Source organism: Pontimicrobium aquaticum, assembly GCF_005047595.1.
Taxonomy (GTDB): domain Bacteria; phylum Bacteroidota; class Bacteroidia; order Flavobacteriales; family Flavobacteriaceae; genus Pontimicrobium; species Pontimicrobium aquaticum.
On the sequence record NZ_SUPL01000006.1, the window covers coordinates 94827 to 113322 of the forward strand.

The 18496-nt window shown below is 32.6% G+C and carries 14 protein-coding genes; 5 read left to right on the forward strand and 9 right to left on the reverse strand.

The features are described 5' to 3' along the window. Window positions 1–136 precede the first annotated feature (136 nt). Entirely contained in the window at window positions 137–2929 is a 2793-nt protein-coding gene (gene uvrA / locus E5167_RS11585) for an excinuclease ABC subunit UvrA (RefSeq protein WP_394347693.1), read from the forward strand. Here uvrA and E5167_RS11590 read toward each other — a convergent pair. Next, on the reverse strand, window positions 2926–4056 hold the full coding sequence (locus E5167_RS11590; RefSeq protein ID WP_239021992.1) for a DUF3667 domain-containing protein: 1131 nt from the start codon (window positions 4054–4056) through the stop codon (window positions 2926–2928). The two genes, uvrA and E5167_RS11590, sit on opposite strands and share 4 nt — an antisense overlap. Before the next feature lie 360 nt (window positions 4057–4416). On the opposite strand from E5167_RS11590, the gene E5167_RS11595 reads away from it, so the two are divergent. Beyond that, on the forward strand, window positions 4417–5127 hold the full coding sequence (locus E5167_RS11595) for a hypothetical protein (protein ID WP_136844261.1): 711 nt from the start codon (window positions 4417–4419) through the stop codon (window positions 5125–5127). An 88-nt stretch (window positions 5128–5215) separates the two neighbouring features. Here the strand turns inward: E5167_RS11595 and E5167_RS11600 are convergent, their stop codons facing one another. The 3 genes from E5167_RS11600 to E5167_RS11610 all read right to left on the reverse strand — a co-directional run bounded on the left by E5167_RS11600 (window position 5216) and on the right by E5167_RS11610 (window position 7831). Further along, window positions 5216–5662, reverse strand: a complete 447-nt coding sequence (locus E5167_RS11600) for a hypothetical protein (protein WP_136844263.1) — start codon at window positions 5660–5662, stop codon at window positions 5216–5218. Further along, a complete protein-coding gene (locus E5167_RS11605; RefSeq protein ID WP_169301420.1) occupies window positions 5649–6650 on the reverse strand; it encodes an AAA family ATPase in 1002 nt (333 codons plus the stop codon). Before E5167_RS11605 ends, E5167_RS11600 begins: the two co-directional genes overlap by 14 nt. Window positions 6651–6790: 140 nt before the next feature. Next, complete coding sequence (locus E5167_RS11610) at window positions 6791–7831, reverse strand: proline iminopeptidase-family hydrolase (protein ID WP_136844267.1); 1041 nt, start codon at window positions 7829–7831, stop codon at window positions 6791–6793. Between the two features lie 232 nt (window positions 7832–8063). On the opposite strand from E5167_RS11610, the gene E5167_RS11615 reads away from it, so the two are divergent. Continuing rightward, complete coding sequence (locus tag E5167_RS11615) at window positions 8064–9290, forward strand: hypothetical protein (protein ID WP_136844269.1); 1227 nt, start codon at window positions 8064–8066, stop codon at window positions 9288–9290. Window positions 9291–9483: 193 nt separating this feature from the next. On the opposite strand, the gene E5167_RS11620 is transcribed toward E5167_RS11615, so the two are convergent. The 4 genes from E5167_RS11620 to E5167_RS11635 are packed head-to-tail and all read right to left on the reverse strand — an operon-like array spanning window position 9484 to window position 14970. Next, on the reverse strand, window positions 9484–10938 hold the full coding sequence (locus E5167_RS11620) for a lipopolysaccharide biosynthesis protein (protein ID WP_136844271.1): 1455 nt from the start codon (window positions 10936–10938) through the stop codon (window positions 9484–9486). Between the two features lie 7 nt (window positions 10939–10945). Then, entirely contained in the window at window positions 10946–12226 is a 1281-nt protein-coding gene (locus tag E5167_RS11625; protein WP_136844273.1) for a glycosyltransferase family 4 protein, read from the reverse strand. Further along, window positions 12219–14657: a YfhO family protein gene (locus E5167_RS11630; protein WP_136844275.1), complete on the reverse strand. Its 2439-nt coding sequence runs from the start codon at window positions 14655–14657 to the stop codon at window positions 12219–12221. Before E5167_RS11630 ends, E5167_RS11625 begins: the two co-directional genes overlap by 8 nt. A gap of 31 nt (window positions 14658–14688) precedes the next feature. Beyond that, window positions 14689–14970 (reverse strand): DUF4834 family protein, encoded by a 282-nt coding sequence (locus E5167_RS11635; protein ID WP_136844277.1) that lies wholly within the window; start codon window positions 14968–14970, stop codon window positions 14689–14691. 102 nt (window positions 14971–15072) lie between these two features. On the opposite strand from E5167_RS11635, the gene E5167_RS11640 reads away from it, so the two are divergent. Next, on the forward strand, window positions 15073–15957 hold the full coding sequence (locus E5167_RS11640; protein ID WP_136844279.1) for a transporter: 885 nt from the start codon (window positions 15073–15075) through the stop codon (window positions 15955–15957). 12 nt (window positions 15958–15969) lie between these two features. Continuing rightward, entirely contained in the window at window positions 15970–17091 is a 1122-nt protein-coding gene (locus E5167_RS11645; protein WP_136844281.1) for a GNAT family N-acetyltransferase, read from the forward strand. Window positions 17092–17147: 56 nt separating this feature from the next. Here the strand turns inward: E5167_RS11645 and E5167_RS11650 are convergent, their stop codons facing one another. Further along, window positions 17148–18407 (reverse strand): aminotransferase class I/II-fold pyridoxal phosphate-dependent enzyme, encoded by a 1260-nt coding sequence (locus E5167_RS11650; protein ID WP_136844283.1) that lies wholly within the window; start codon window positions 18405–18407, stop codon window positions 17148–17150. Window positions 18408–18496 lie beyond the last annotated feature (89 nt).

An 18496-nucleotide genomic window follows, 5' to 3' on the forward strand; every position in this document is an offset into this window, starting at 1 on the left:
GATTAATAGAAACCAAATATAACAACAATCGTTCCTAAAAAACAAAAAAAATGTAAGTTTTTACTAAAAAATCGACAAGATACCAATTTTAAAAGCTAAAATAGAAGTAGTATCTTTGTAGGATTATTTCTTAAAAATGTCAATAAATACTAGTATTACAAACGTAGATCCAAAGAAAAACATCATTATAAAAGGTGCAAAACTGCATAACTTAAAAAATATTGACGTTGTAATACCAAGAAACAAATTAGTGGTTATTACTGGATTGTCGGGTTCTGGAAAATCCAGTTTAGCATTCGACACCTTGTATGCCGAAGGTCAGCGTCGTTATGTTGAAAGTTTATCGAGTTATGCACGTCAGTTTTTAGGAAGACTCAATAAACCAAAGGTCGATTTCATTAAAGGCATAGCTCCTGCTATTGCTATAGAGCAAAAAGTAAACTCGACCAATCCAAGATCAACCGTTGGTACTACAACTGAGATTTATGACTATTTAAAACTACTGTTTGCAAGAATTGGTAAAACATATTCTCCAAAATCAGGATCTGAGGTCAAAAAAGATACCGTTACTGATGTTATTAAACATATTAAAGAATTTGACGAAGACGAAAAACTATTGCTCCTCGCTCCTATTCATTTAGAAGAAGGTAGAACCATAAGCGATAAACTAAAAGTATTATATCAACAAGGTTATGCTAGAGTAAAAGTGAATGGTAAGGTACTTAGAATTGATGAGTATATTCAAAGCTCTAACGATAAGGATACTTTGTTTTTAGTAGTGGATCGTATCATTACTAAGCATGACGAAGATTTTTTTAATCGTTTAGCTGACGCTATTCAAACCGCTTTCTTTGAAGGCAAAGGTGAATGTTATGTAGAATCACTTCAAGATAACTCACAGCAGCATTTTAGTAATAAATTTGAATTAGATGGTATTAGTTTTTTAGAACCTAATATTCATTTATTCAGTTTTAATAATCCGTATGGAGCATGTCCCAAATGTGAAGGTTATGGAGACATTATAGGTATTGATGAAAATTTAGTAGTTCCAAACACAGGGTTATCTGTTTACGAAAACGCTATTTTTCCATGGAGAGGTGAAAGCATGAGTTGGTATAGAGATCAATTAGTAAACAACTCTCATAAATTCGACTTTCCAATTCATAAACCTTATTTTGAATTAACCGAAGATCAAAAACAACTCATTTGGACAGGTAATGAATATTTTGAGGGATTAGACAGTTTCTTTGCTGAGTTAGAAGCAAAAGCCTATAAAATCCAAAACCGTGTAATGCTATCGCGTTACAGAGGCAAAACAAAATGTAATGCTTGTAAAGGTAAGCGATTATGTCCTGAAGCAAACTATGTTAAGATAAATAATGCCACCATTACCGATTTGGTTGAAATGCCTTTAAATAAGCTTTCAGTTTTTTTTAAACAGCTTGAACTAAACGATTATGACACACAAATTGCTAAACGCTTATTAAAAGAAATATCAAATAGATTATCTTTCTTAACTAACGTAGGTTTAAATTATTTGACCTTAAACAGAAAATCCAACACACTTTCTGGAGGGGAAAGTCAGCGTATTAACTTGGCCACCTCACTTGGAAGTAGTTTGGTTGGCTCGATGTATATTTTAGACGAACCTAGTATTGGTTTACATCCTCGAGATACTGAACGTTTAATAACCGTACTTAAATCATTACGAGATCTTGGTAACACTGTTATAGTTGTGGAGCATGACGAAGATATTATGGCTGCTGCTGACGACATTATTGATATTGGTCCAGAAGCCGGAACCTTTGGAGGTGAAGTGGTTGCTACTGGAAGTTATAATGATATTTTAGTATCCGATTCGCTAACTGCTAAATACTTAAATGGTTCTTACAAAATTGAAGTACCAAAAGAACGAAGAACATCTAAGTATTTTGTTGATATAAAAGGCGCTAGAGAACATAATTTAAAAAACATCGATGTTACGTTTCCTTTGGGAATGTTAACTGTCGTGACTGGTGTTTCCGGAAGTGGTAAAAGTACTTTGGTAAAAAAGATATTACACCCTGCGCTTATTAAAGAACTAGGAAGTTATGGTGATAAACCAGGAGAATTCACTTCTATTTCAGGCAATTTTAGTAATGTAAAGCATATTGAATTTGTGGATCAAAATCCTATAGGCCGCTCGTCACGCTCCAATCCTGTTACTTACATCAAGGCTTATGACGATATTCGTGCGTTATTCTCCAAGCAAAAGCTAAGTACTATTAGAGGCTACCAAGCAAAACATTTTAGTTTTAATGTAGATGGTGGACGTTGCGAAACCTGCAAAGGCGAAGGCGAAGTCACTATAGAAATGCAGTTTATGGCTGATGTGCATTTAGAATGTGAAACCTGTAACGGTAAGCGTTTTAAAAAAGAAGTTCTTGAAGTTACTTTTGAAGGCAAAACCATAGATGATGTTTTAAACATGACCATCGATAATGCCATTGCATTTTTTGAAGAAACACATCAAACTAAAATAAAAAACAAACTACAACCACTACAAGATGTTGGTTTAGGCTACGTTACTCTCGGTCAAAGCTCTTCTACTCTGTCTGGTGGTGAAGCACAGCGTATTAAGTTGGCAACGTTTTTAGGTAAAGGAAACACCAAAGAAACGGCCTTATTTATTTTTGACGAACCAACTACCGGATTGCATTTTCATGATATTAAAAAGCTGCTTAAATCTTTTAACGCATTGATTGAAAAAGGACATTCTATTATCGTAGTTGAACATAATATTGAGCTTATTAAATGTGCCGATTATATTATAGATCTTGGTCCTGAAGGCGGTGAAAATGGCGGGCAATTATTAGCTTCAGGTACCCCCGAAGAAATTACTATTAATAATAATTCTTTTACTGGCAAATATTTAAAAGACAAGCTTTAATAGAGTAAAAATGATAACCCTAGCATAATCATAATAGCCATAGGGACTACAAATATCATATACATAAATGTGAGCATTGAAGATTTTATCAAGCTAATAAAAAAGCCTTGTTCATAATAATTGCGCACAGCAAATACCAAGTAAAAGAATGTTGATAAGAGTACCAAAAAGTCAATCCAGTCTGGTATGTCTATAATATAATTTACTCCAAGAATGATGCATAGTACTGTAAACAAAAATGAGAAATAGTAAAAGCTAAATACTAAATGATGTGCAAATCTTCCACGTCGCCAATAAAACACTTTAAGTAAAAGCGCAAATATTGGTAATAGTATAAATAATGAAATTGGGACACTATCGAACAATGCCTGCACAATACCTCCTCCTCTATTCTTGTGAAATTTAATTAATTGTTTATAGAACTGTTTTTCTAAAAACCCAGCATCTTCTTTCATGCCAACAGCTAGTAATTGCTCTTTTTCTGATGCATTAATAGCAATTAAGGAGTCTAATTTTTTAGTATCATACCCAAAATTTATATTATTATCTGCTTTCTTTGGCTGAGATACACTTGTAATTAACGAGTCTAATTCTTGCTTTTCCTGGTCAGACATTCCAGACAATAATCCACTATCATTTTTTAAAGGTGCTTTTATTTTTTCAACGGTAGCAGAATCTAATGGGCTAATGTTAATTGAATCTTGAGATTGTTCTACCTTAAAACCTTCTTGTAATACTTTATCAAAATTAGCATTGTATTCCCTGATTTTAAACGAAAACATAAAGAAAAACACCACCGAAATAAATAAATACATTTGTGCAGGATGCAAATACATTAAGCGTTTACCACTTACAAAGCGCTTTGCTAAAATTCCTGGCTTAAATACTAAAGGAATGAAACTTCTAAAAAATCGTGCATCAAAAGAAAAGTAATTGGCAATAGTATTATAAAACAAAACTCCCACCGTTAAATCGTCTGTTGTTTGTTGTCCGCAATGCGGACAAAAATCAAAATCAATATCATGTTCTTTTTCACAGTTTTGACACATGGTCATGTTCTGTTCTAACGAAAAATCTACATGATCGTCATTCTCTGACGGGTTGGTTATTTCAGTGTTCTTTGCCATTGATGGTTGGTTAACGACTTTTTACTGCTTCTAAATTTAATAAAAAGAAACAACTTCTTTAACATAATGACGAATAATACCAATAAGTTGTTACAAAGTTTTATTGTAAAAACATAAAGATATTAAAACGTGTCACTTCGAACGCACGTGAGAAGTCTCATAACAGCATCATAAAATTAGTTGTTCATTTTACAAATTATGAGATTTCTCCTCGCTTCTCTCGTTCGAAATGACTAATACCATTTTTTAACACTGTATATCAATTACTTACAATTTTGGCACGATAAATGAAAACTTCATTAACAAATAGCGTAAGCCGAAAAGCTAAATGAGTAGGCATTCATCTTAAATACTTTTACTATGAGAAAAATTACTTTAGTATTAGCAACTATGTTACTAGGTGTAACATTTGCAACAGCATCAGAACTAGTTTCTGAATTAAACAGTAAAGATTTAAGAATTACGAAACGCTATCGTTTTACGCAACCTATAGTGTTTGTGGAGCGTGGTGTTGAATTCTTAATCTTTCAAAATGGTGAATTCGATTTTAACACCGATGTCAATTATGGACATTTTGGTGATTCATATTACCGAAAATCGAGAACTAAGCGTGGTAGCATTAATGCCACTTTTGGAGCACCAGGAGTAAGAATTAACTACAACCGTCCTCGTGGCGTGATTATTACCCATGACCGATTAGGACGTGTACGTAGAATTGGTAATGTGTTTATTAACTACGATTATCAAGGACGTGTAAAACGTATAGGTTCAGTATATATGCAATATCGTTTTGGTCAACTTAAACAAGTTGGTGGTTTGCATATACAATACAACCGTTGGGGTGATATGATTGGCGTACGAGGAAAAGTTAATAGAAGCAACCAAGGTTGTGGGTTTTGTGGAATGACAGGTTGCACAACCGATCATTTCCATAAAGACAACGATTGGTATGATGATGATAGATATGATGATAGATGGGATGGTCGCGATGACGATTACTACTATTACAGAAAGAATGATAAAACCTTAAAAAAGAAAAAGAAAGGCGTTAAAAAAAGACGCAAGTATTAACCTATTGTTCGTAACCTACTAAAATTGGTTATTTAGAAACCTCATTAGTTATTTCCCAATGACTTTTGGGGTTTCTTGGTTTTTATAATTATTTGTATTTTAATTTTCTAAGCAACTCTATTGACTTTCTAAGTTGTCTTTCAGAAAATCTTTTATTTGATGTATTTTCAGGATGATGTATCGAGTTTCTAATATATTTAGGCAATGAAACCTTCTCTTCTTTTTTTGTTAATTCATTTATCCATATTCTATCCTTATCAAAATTTTCTAATTCTTTTCCTTTAACGTCAAAAAGATAACCATATAACTCATTATGATAATCAGTAGTAGGAATATTAAAAACCGTAAAGTTTACTTCAGAATAAGTACTGTTTTTTTGAGATATAAAATCTAATTGAGTGGATTCATTATTAATTTTTACAACTCTAATATTCCTATCTAGATGTTTTTTATCAATCATATAATTTGAATGAGTAGCATAAAAAACAATGTTGCCATTTTTTGATGATATCTTAATTAATTCATATGAGGTCAATCTGAGCTTGAGGGTGAAGGTGAGTTTCTGGCTCGTCTAGAAGCATCATAGTGTTTGTTAATTCATCATTATTGCTTTCAGCTGATATAGATAGCAAGAAACTGATAAACTGCCTAAAACCATCACTTCTTTGATGAGTTAACTTAGATTTATGCTTAACTCCATCATCTTCAACTAATAAAGTGATTTTATTTTCATTTATCTTAAAAAGAACCTTAATAGGATGATTTCTCCAAACTTTCAAAATATGATTTGTAACCTCTTCACTCAATAAAGATTCTAAATTTCTTATTGATGCTGGGTCTTTAAGCTTTGAAATTGTATTTTCAATTTCATTTTCAGATATTCCAGATAAAGCAAAAGCATTGGTTAATGGAATAGAAATTCCTGTTGGGTTTTCCATAAACTCATTCAAATCAATTTCATCTTTAATAAGGTAAATATCCATTGCCGACCATAGAACTATTTTATGTGAAAAAGCCCAGAAATGATCAGATAAATTATTTAGCATAAACTCATGCATATCAAAAAACTCCCCATCGCTATCAGTTTTTATTAGTTTGCTATCTTCTAATTTATAACCCACAAATTTTGAGGTTTTGAATTGAATCTCCTCTTTCAAAGACCTTTTGCTTTCTTCATTAGGTGTATAAGAAATCTCAATTCCCACATTTGCCACGCTTATTTTTCTTAATACTTCTTTTGGAAAATCGAAATCCTTTTCCAATTTATTGCGTAAACCAAAGTTGTCATCTTTATCTAATTGATATTCAAAAATTAATTTTACAGGTTGAGTATCATCAAAATAGTCAATTGGGTAATTTATATCTTTCTCATCATATTGTGCTAAGCCAGTTAAAAAACTACTTTTTCCCGATTCATTAATACCGAAAAGACAATATGTATTACTACCATATATTCTTTTCAAAGAAATTTTTACAGAATTTATACTTCTATAATTTGTTAGCTCAATTGATTTTAGTTTCATAAATCCAAAATTATTATTACATACAATTAAGCACATAATTTAAGAGAATTATTCTTACAAATAAAATAGATTTATTAACAAGTTATTTAACTTCCAAAAAGACTAATGAGTTGTTTTTCAACAACTTTAGGATTTTACACTTATTGCGCATCCACTTCTTTAATAAACTTAATAATCCCATCAAAATAAGTCTTTGGGTCATCGTACATCGACATGTGGCTACCGTTTGGGCAATGCAAATATTGTCCGTCTTGTACTTGCGTTGCAATCCACTCCATGTGTTTAGGGTCCATGGTATCGTAGGCTCCTCCAACACTTAAGGTTGGTACGGTGATTTTTGGAAGTTCGGTAGTAATATCCCAATCTTTTAACTTAGCATCACCTACAATACCAAACTCACTTGGTCCTTGCATGGTTACATATAAATTGGGATTAAGATTTGCAAATGCTCGATTCACAGGATCTGGCCACTCCTCAAGAGGCATTCTTAAAATATGCTCAGTATAATAATGTTTAAATAATAGTTCGCTGTATCTTGGGTTATCAAACTCTCCTTTAGCTTCCAATTCCTTCACTTCTTTTAAAACCTCTGGTGGTAACTGTGGTCCTAAAACTTCATTGGCATACTTGTTATACTCTGGAACTGAAGCCATCATATTAGTAATAATCAAGCCTTTTAAATTATCTTGATATTTTAAGGCATATTCCATACATAAAATGCCTCCCCAAGAATTTCCTAATAAATAAAAATTATCTTTATTTAAACCTAGAGCTTTGCGAACTTGTTCTACTTCATCTACATAACGATCTACACTCCATAAAGTACTATCGTTAGGTTGATCGCTGTAAGCAGATTCTAATTGGTCGTAGTAATAGTATTCAATTCCAGCATTCGGAAAATAAGAATCAAATGCTTCAAAATATTCATGTGTTGCACCAGGACCTCCATGAAGCAATAACACTTTCATTGTTGGGTTATTCCCAACTCTTTTTGTCCAAACTTTAAATTCTCCAGAAGTGGTTTTTATAGGAATCATTTTTACGCCACCACTTAGTTTATCATCGCGATTAGAATAGTCTAGGTAATTATTTTTTTCAGGAGCGCTAACATCTTTTGTTTTAGAATTTGTACAACTAAAAACAAAGAGTAATAGTACAATAAGAAGAACTGATTTTTTCATGAGTGTTGGCTTTAATTAATAAAAAATAAACCATAAGAACTGTAGATTGAAAAACATAAATAAATCTAGGACATAACTAATATCGTCTTTTTATTTTTTATAGTCAACTCTATTACAATTTTATTACAAAACTGTTTTTGGCACGATGCTTGGTAAGTATTAAATATCAATTAAAAAACGACGTGTTATGTAATGTTTATTTCTATTATATAGCCCAAAAAATCAAATTAAAATGAAAAAGTTACTATTATTTTTTGCAGGTGTACTCCTAACAGGGGTCTCTGTTAGTGCGATAACAACCACCAACAGTTTAGATATTAATGCTCATGCATCAAATACATTAGTGAGAAATTATGGTAACTCTTTCATTTTTGTTGAACAAGGGGTTGAGTTTTCGGTATTTCCTGATGGTCAATTTGATTTTAATGTACTGGATAATGGGCCTCGCTTCAGTGCCTATACCGATTTTAACGATGTTAGTATTAGCTTTAACACTGGTTATGGCTATGACGCTTATGTACAGTATGATGACTATGGTGCTGTAATACAAATTGAAAACGTACCAATTTATTACGATTATTACGGACGCATTGTTCGTGCTGGTGATGTACGCATTAGATATAACAACTATGGCTACGTAACGCGCGTTGGTGGGTTATATGTTCACTACAATGCATATAATAGATATTCTCACTGTACAGGATTTATTAATGTGTATAACAGACACTATGTATATAGACCTTGGCACAGATACTATAGTGCGCCTTTAATAGACTTTAGAATTGTATTTAACAGACCTTATAGAAGATATTATGAGCCTATTAGACATAGATATTACAGACCTTATAGAGACAATTACAGACCAAGAGTCTCTTATACCAGAAGCAGACGTGGAAGCTCTGTAGCACAACGTTCATCAAAAAGACAAAGTGATAGATATGCACAAACACGCTCATCTAGACGAGATGATGCCACTACTAGAAGTAGCAGACGTTTAGCAAGTGCAGACCAAAATGCAAAAACCTCTAGAAATAGTAATGCCACAAGATCTTCAAGTAGAAGAAACAGTGATGCAACTACCAATAGAGCTAGAACGTCTAGTGACGCAAGAACTGCAAGGTCAAGAACATCAAATGATGCGAGACCAACTCGTTCTAGCAGAACTGTTAATAGAAATGATAATGCAAATAAGTCGCAACGAAGAACGACTACACAGTCGCGATCTCAAACTGCAAAAAGAAATACAAGTACAAAGCCCAAAGCGCGTTCAACGTCTAGAAATTCTTCTAAACCTAAAGCTTCACAAAGGTCAAGTACAAAACGTAAAACACAAAGTGTAAAACAACGTTCAACACGCAGCAAGAGTTCTCAAGCTAGTAAAAAGAGAACACCACAAGTAAAACAAAAGGCTAAATCTAGTTCTAGAGGCTCAAAGTCTAGAAGTAGTAGAAGAAATTAATAATATATAATTTTTGGTTAGTTAGTTGGATAGTCCTGCAAGATGAATGCCTCAAGGCACCTTGCGGGATTTTCTTTTTTATACAATGAAACGTCATTGCGATACTGACATTTATCGTCAGTAGAAGTAATCCGTAAAAAATTATAGTTACTAATCAACAGATTACTTCACTAGGCTTGTAATGACAAAAGTTTTATCTCTTAAGTAACTTATTTAAAATTGCTGAAATATCGTCTGATAAATTCATACTATACACAATTACCCCATAACAAAGACCAATTAATAAGGACTTTAAACCAATATTAATAATTGGGTGAAATGGGAACTCCCAGAAATAAAAAACTAATGCAAGAATAATAATTAGGATAAGTGTTTTTAGGGTGTTAACGCAAAAAGGTGACATTTTAAATTTATAATACACAAAAGTTACCTTTGCAAAATTATATACAATTACAGACATAAATGTAGCAAATGCTGCACCATTAATACCGTATTCTGGAATTAACATAGCATTAAAAACAACCGTCATAATTGCAAGCAATACACCTAACGCTAATACCACACGATAGTAGTCACTGTTAAATAAAATTGCATTGTTATTGCCTATAATATTATCGGATAATTTGGCAACACTTATTAAAAGTACTACAACCAAACCTCCAGTGTATTTATCTGGAATAAGCTCATAAAGTTGGTTGATATTAAGTATAATTAATAAAAATATAAATCCACTGATTATAAATAAGTTAAGTGAGCTTTTTTTATATAGTACTTTAAGCTGATTATTTTCGCCTTTGTTAAGTAGTTTAGCCGTTAACGGATTGGTAATTTGATGCATAGAACGAGCAGGAACACCAATAACAGTTGCTATATAAATAGCCACACCATAGTAAGCAACTTTTTCAATTTCTATGTATTGACCAATCATAAACTTATCGATTTCCAAAATAATATTAGCTACCGAACCTGCTATGATAATTAAAGCTGAATATTTTAAAACTGCTTTAATATTTGGCAACTTTCCGAATCTAAATATTGGGCGTCGCACATAGTAAGCATAAAGCTTCATAATAAGCATTCGTAATACATACACACCAACCACAGCATAAACAAAGACTTCAATGGAAATGACATTAAAATACAAACAAAACAACAGCACCATCACTCCTATTCTATGAAATACTTCTTTCATAAAGTTTCCAAAGACACTATTCATGTGTACCTTGGTCCATGAGTAAAATACTTCGAAATACGAAAATGCAATAGCAGCTACATAAATTAGCCACACGTAATCTTTAATTATAGGATTGGCTTCTGACAAAAAATTACTAATAATTTCAAACGTTATATAACCAATTAATCCTAAAGGAATTATCATTAAAAGTGGCAAAAATAGCATCCATGTTAAAAAACTATTAATGTTGTTTCTAGACTTATATGATGAGTAGAATTTCACCAAGGTATTATGCGCGCCAAATGCCAATAAAGGCATCATTACATAAGCTGTTGATAGTATGTAGGTAATGAGCCCATAATACTGTTCGCTCATAAACTCGGTGTAAAGGAATAAGGTATTAATCGCTCCTACACCAAATCCAATATAGGTGGTAATAGTGTTTTTAAACGATTGATTTTGAACTATTCCCATAGATTAATCATGAAATAAGTGCTGCTAATTTTTTAGTCAGAGATTTTCTGCTATACTGCTGTAAACCAATAGCGTGACTTTGTAAGTTATGCTTTCTAAATGCTTCGAAATACTCTAACAGCTTACTTTTAACTTCTTCATATTCTAAATAACTGTAGTAAGCACCTGTATTTGTTTGCTTAATAACACCTTCAACATCTGAGTTTTTTGGCCCAATAGCTAAAATTGGTCTATTAGATACCATGTACTCAAATAACTTTCCTGGAATGATACATTTAGTATCATCAGAATTAATTTCAATTAACAATAATACTTGCGATTTTTTTTGATATCTAATTGCTTCTTCATGAGGTACATATCCTACAATATTTACAAATTGAGACAAGTTGTATTTATCTATACTTGCAAGCACTTCTTCACTAACAGCACCTACAAAATTTATCTGTAAATGTGATTGAAATATTTTATCGTCTCTAACAATATCATGAATCGCTTTCCATAACACCTTAGGATTTCTTTCAGACAATAATGATCCAATATGCGATAATGAAAACTTTGCATCTAACTCAACATTACTTACTGAGTTGACATCATAGCCATTAGTAATAACTGTAATTGGCTTATGAGTAATAGTCTCAAACTCTCTCTTTGTTGTAGGACTAGTCACTGTAATTCGATCTGCATTTTGTAACACTAATTGCTCTAGTTTTTTATGTCTAGATTTTGCCATTGGCAACAAACGCAATTTTTTATGATAACCTATTGTAGTCCATGGATCCCTAAAATCGGCAATCCATTTAAGATTAAGTTTTTGTTTAAGCTTCATACCTATAAGATGCAAACTATGTGGTGGTCCAGTAGTGATAATAGTATCTATACTATAATCTCTTATATAAGTAGATAAATAGTTTACCGAAGGCTTTACCCATTTTTTTCTTGCATCAGGAATAAAAAAATTACCTCTAATAAACAGCAATAGTTTGTCTGTTACTGATTGATTTTTAGACTTTTTTATTATTCCTTTACTTATTGTTTCTGAACTTTTTCTAGATACCTTGCTTGCTAATTTGTAAGGCTCACTAATTGATTGCTTAATAATAGTAATATCCTTAGGAATCTCGTTTACCAAACTTTGGTCAATAAGAGGATAATTAGGATTTTCTGGAACATATACAATGGGCTCCACATCAAATTCACGAAGGTATTTTACAAACTTCAACCAACGCTGCACTCCTGGACCTCCAGCTGGAGGCCAATAATAAGTAATTATGAGTGCTTTTTTACGCACTTGCAGATGTGTTTTCGTTGTCTTTTTTAAACTGATAAAATAATCCTCCTAGCAATAATAGCACTACTATTATGCTTGTTCCTAAAGCTATTGAGCTTCCTGTTTTTACAACTTGCGGATCAAACTTAAACTCAATAGTATGTGTTCCTCCAGGAATCTCCATACCTCGTAACACATAGTTTACACGAATATGTGATGCTTCTTTTCCATCAATATAGGCTTGCCAACCTTGTTGGTAATAATTTTCAGAAAACACAGCAAACCCATCATTTATATTATTCGTTTCGTACTTTAAATAATTAGGTTTGTAATCTATTAAGTTGATGCTTGCCAATGAATCTACTTGGTATATTTTATTAGAAACATCATCAAACTGGGTTTTGTTTATTACTCCAACCTTTTTTGTATTTAGACTGTCTAGGGCTAAAATCTCTTCGTTAGCATTATCAACCAATTTAAAAGATTCAATAAACCACGCATTACCATTAGCATCAGTATTTGTAAATACTTGTGCTTGATTATTTTCAGCAGGTGCAATAATGTATTTAGTATTTAACATATTAAGCACTTCTAAATGATTTCTTCTAATGTAAAAATCGAAAAGCTCGTTAAAACGTTTCATACGTGCCGCAGTGTAACCATTTAACGAATTGTGGAAATACGATGGTCGCGTATCTCCTGTAGTTAAATCATATACTCTATAATGCGAATTGTCTTTTAATATTTCTTGATCAGCTGCGCTTTGCTGATATGGCTTTTGCACCTGAACTGCCGATACAAAGTCATCATTATTTACATAACGCTTATCTACGCTAACCAAATCAAACACAATAAGTGCTGCAAAAGCTAAAACTACTAATTTTTCAGATAATTTTTCTTTTAAAAACAACCATATAATACCAGCTGACAGCAATACCAATACCAACGAACGAGTCGTATCGGCATTAAAAATGGCTTTTCTATCTTCTTTTAAAGCATCAATAAACGATTGTCCGTAAGCTTGAAGATATTGTCCGTCTCGTAACCCAGAAAAATCAAACAAACTGCTTTTAAATAACAAAAATACAAGTGCAATACCAGCGGTAATAGCTATAGTATATTTTAAAGCTTTAAGTTTTACTTCTTTTTTCTCAAAATCGTTAAATAATCTTACGAGTGCAAAAATACCGAGCACAGGAATACACAGCTCCAAAATAACTTGTATCGAACTTACTGCTCTAAACTTGTTATATAATGGCACATAATCGATAAATACATCGGTTAGTAAACCAAAATTCTTTCCAAGAGACAATAACCACGACATAATTACACCTCCAACAAGCCACCATTTTAAGCGTCCTTTAACAAGAAAGAGTCCGAGTACAAACAAAAAGATTATGACTGCTCCAACATAAGCAGGTGCCTCTACAATGGGCTGATCTCCCCAATATGTAGGCGCTTGTTTTACTTCATTTAAAGCTTGTACTGGTGTTGCTCCTAAACTAATAAAGGCATCATACATATTAGAATCTCTTCCAACGTTTTCAAGCGTACCTCCTCCCATAAAACGAGGAATAAATAAATTGAAACTTTCCCAAAACCCATAGCTATACTCTGTGATATACGCTTTATCTAATCCATTAGTCACTTCTTTTGGCGAACCGTCAGGATTAATGGTTAACTCACTTTTACCACGATAACTCTCACCAACATACTCTTGAGTTGCTAGAATGCCAGTGGCATTCAATCCGATAGATAAAATAACGGCAACCACTAAAATCCCTATAGATTTAAAAAAGTGGGGTAATTCTTGCTTTTTATAGGCATCAACTAAATACACGATTACTAGAACTATTACAAGTAATAGTAGATAATACGTCATTTGGAAATGGTTAGCCACTATCTCTAATGCCATGGCAATAACCGTTAACAAAAACCCTAAAACATATTTTCGCTGAAAGGTGAGTAATATTCCAGATAGCACTAAGGGCATATAAGCAATAGCATGGGCTTTACTGTTATGACCAACTCCTAATAAAATGATTAAATAGGTGGAAAACCCAAAGGCTAACGCGCCTAAAGCTGCGAGTTTAAAATCTACTTTAAGCACCAAAAGCAGTATATAAAAACCTAAAAAGTATAGAAATAGATAGTCCGCAGGTCTTGGCAAAAAACGTAAAGTTAAATCTAGCTTTTTAATATAGTTATTCGGATATTTTGCTCCTAATAAATACGTAGGCATGCCTCCAAAAGCACTATTGGTCCAATAGGTTTCTTCACCTGTATTGGCACGAAATTGGTTTTGCTGTTCGGCCATTCCGTTATATAACATGATATCACTTTGGAATATCTGTTTACCTTGAAGAACTGGACTAAAATATATTAAGGAAGCTACCACAAACGCTAAAAGAACTAGTAAATGTGGTATGATTTTTTTAAAGGAAAAATTCATAGATTAATTCAATAAAAATATTTGTAGAAATTTAATCAATTTCTTCGTAATCTACGTATTCGCCAACCTTTTTATTTGAAGTTTTAGAATCCTTTGGCATTTTATCTATAGAAATCTCACCTTCTTTCTTTTTTTTAGACTGAGGCTGTTGATATTGATCAAATTGCCCTCCAAATTTTTGCTCTGCTTTTTTAGCAACATAACGCATTAGGTAAGGCGCAAATATTCTAGACAATATTTTTATTCCATACCAAACAAGTAGAATTATTAAAATAGTTCTTAAAAAACCAGTAAGTGAAGCGTATTGCAACATGAATTAATTTTTTTCAAAAATACAATTCTTCTCATTTAAAATCCGTTTTAAGTTCATAAAAAAATAATAAAATCTATATATTTGATAAATAACAAATCGATTATGACATCTTTAAAAACCTATTTATTCCTACTCTTGTGCTTAAGTTTTTCAATAAACTCTTTTGGACAATATACCGAGGTTATTAACTCCAATCGCCCAGGAGTTTCACGAAGTGCTTTCTCAGTTGGTACTAATGTGGCTCAGTTAGAATTTGGACCATACATTATAAAAGAAAAACGAACACCAGCTACACGATATGAAGTTTCAGGTTTTGGAGCAGATTTTGCCTTACGTTACGGATTATTATTCGAAGAATTAGAGCTAAACTTAGAAGGTACTTACCAAAACGATACTAAAACATACTTAACATCTTTAAACTCTGAAGAAGATAGAGCAAACTTTAAAAGTTTGGTCATTGGCGCTAAATATATGTTTTTCGATCCAAATAGAAATGCCGAAGAAGACAAACCAAACCTATATAGTTACCATGCAAACAGACGCTTTAAATGGAAATCATTAATTCCAGCCATAGCTCTTGGCGCAGGCATGCACTATGACACAAAAAACAATCCTTATACTGCTCCTGAAATTGAGGGCGTAAGTCCTAGGGTGATGATAGCTACACAAAATAATTTTGCTGGAGGATGGGTTTTTGTAATGAATTTTATAAAAGATCGCATTGGAACGGAACAGTCTGATTTTCAGTACATTTTAACATTAACACATTCGTTTAGTCCAAAATGGGTAGTGTTTGCCGAAACTCAAGGTATAAAAAGTGATTTTTATGCCGATAATTTGTTTAGATTTGGAGGTGCTTATTTATTTGGGAAAGATTTTCAATTAGATACTGCACTTACATTTAACACAAAAGATACACCTTCAGTATTTAGTGTGAATTTTGGAGCTTCATATCGTTTGGATTTTCATTCAGATAAGGAGCAATAGGAAAACCATTTTATGATTGAAATAAAAGAAGCACTTTCTAAAAAAGATTTAAAGAAATTTGTAAAGTTCCCATTTACTTTATATAAAGACTCAAAGTTTTGGGTACCTCCCATTATTAGTGAAGAACTAAGGACTTTCAACAAAAAAATAAACCCAGTTTTTCAAGACGCAGAAGGACGCTTTTTTTTAGCGTATAAAGATGGGGAAATTGTTGGTCGTGTTGCTGCTTTAATCAATTGGATTGAAGTAAAACAACAAGGCATTAAAAAGATGCGCTTTGGCTGGTTTGATGTTATTGATGATCAACAGGTTACTAATGTACTACTCAATAAAGTAACAGAAATTGGTAAAGCAAACAATTTAGAGTTTATAGAAGGTCCTATAGGGTTTTCAAACTTAGATAAAGTAGGTGTTGTTTATGAAGGTTATGATCATATAGGTAGCATGATTACATGGGAAAATCACCCATATTATGTGACACATTTAGAAAACTACGGAATGAGTTTTGGAAAAGGCTATTCTGAAAACAAAATGGACTTTAGAGATATAAAGCCAGAATATTTTTCAAGAATACAGGCTCTTGTAAAAAAACGCTATCAGCTAAAGGCAGTAAATTTTACTAGTAATAAAGACATTTTACCTTATACAAACGAGATGTTTGATGTATTTACAAAATCACATGCTGTGCTTTCATCATTTGTTGATATTAATGAAGCTCAAAAAGAATATTTTAAAAAGAAATTCATTGGTTTTTTAAATCCAGAATACGTGAAGTTTGTATTAGATAAGAATGATAAACTTATAGGTTTTGGCATAGTTACACCATCGTACGCTGAAGCTTTACAAAAAATGAATGGCAAGCTTTGGCCTTTTGGATTTAAACATTTATTACACGCTAAAAAACACAGTAAAACAGTAACCTTCTATCTAATTGGCGTGTTGCCTGAATATCAAAACAAAGGCATTACTGCTGTTATTTTTGAAGAGTTTTACAAAACCTTTGAAGAAAAGGGTATTACTATGTGTATTCGTGGTCCTGAACTTGATGATAACACAGCTATTCAACAAATTTGGAAAAATTTCAACCCTCAAATATTTAAAAAACGCTGTACTTACATTAAAGATATTGCATAAAAAAGAGCTACAAACATGTAGCTCTTTTTTTTATATTAATATGAAGTAGTTATAAGTTATTCACCCATTGCAGCAGCAACTGCAGCAGACAAACGCTTATACGTTCCGTTTTCAAGTCTTGATCTAATTGCTGAAAACGCATTTAATGTTACCTCAACGTCTTCTAAAGTATGAGTTGCTGTAGGAATCATTCTTAGCAAAATAATTCCTTTAGGCACCACAGGATAAACCACTATAGAGCAAAATATTCCATAATTTTCTCTTAAGTCTCTTACTAATGCCATCGCCTCAGGAATACTTCCTTTTAAATAAACAGGCGTAACACAACTTTGTGTTGTTCCAATATCAAAACCACGCTCTTTAAGTCCAGACTGCAATGCATCAACAATTGTCCAAAGATTATTTTTTAGTTCTGGCATGGTTCTAAGCATATCTAAACGCTTTAATGCTCCAACTACTAATTGCATTTGCAATGATTTAGCAAACATTTGAGAACGTAAGTTATACTTTAAATAGTCAATTATTTCTTTATCCGCAGCAATAAATGCTCCAGTTCCAGCCATTGATTTTGCAAAAGTGGCAAAATACACATCTATATCATCTTGAACCCCTTGTTCTTCACCAGCTCCAGCTCCTGTTTTACCAAGTGTACCAAAACCATGAGCATCATCAACAAGAAACCTAAAGTTATATTTCTTTTTAAGTGCTACTATTTCTTTTAATCTTCCTTGTTCACCACGCATACCAAATACACCTTCAGAAATTACAAGAATTCCTCCTCCAGTCTGTTCAGCCATTTTGGTAGCACGTTCTAAATTTTTCTCTAAACTTTCTACATCGTTGTGCTTATAAGTAAAGCGTTTTCCCATATGAAGACGAACACCATCTATAATGCATGCATGTGCATCAACATCGTACACAATAATATCATCTTTACCTACTAAAGCATCTATAGTAGATAACATGCCTTGATAACCGAAGTTTAATAAGTACGCAGCTTCTTTATTAACAAATGCTGCTAATTCATTTTGTAACTGCTCGTGAAGTGATGTATGACCAGACATCATTCTAGCTCCCATTGGGTAAGCCGAACCATATTCGGCTGCTGCTTCTGCATCAACTTTACGTACTTCTGGATGATTTGCTAGCCCTAAGTAATCGTTTATACTCCAGGTAATAACATCTTTTCCTTGGAATTTCATTCTATTAGAAATTTGTCCTTCCAGTTTAGGAAACACAAAATAACCTTCTGCTTGTGAAGCCCATTTTCCTAATGGTCCCTTGTCCTTATATATCTTTTCAAATAAATCCTTCATTCAGCTATTAATCTTAGTTAGATGCAGCAAAATTATGCAAATTAATCTTTACTACATAATTAATTTATACACATATACATGTGCTTGTT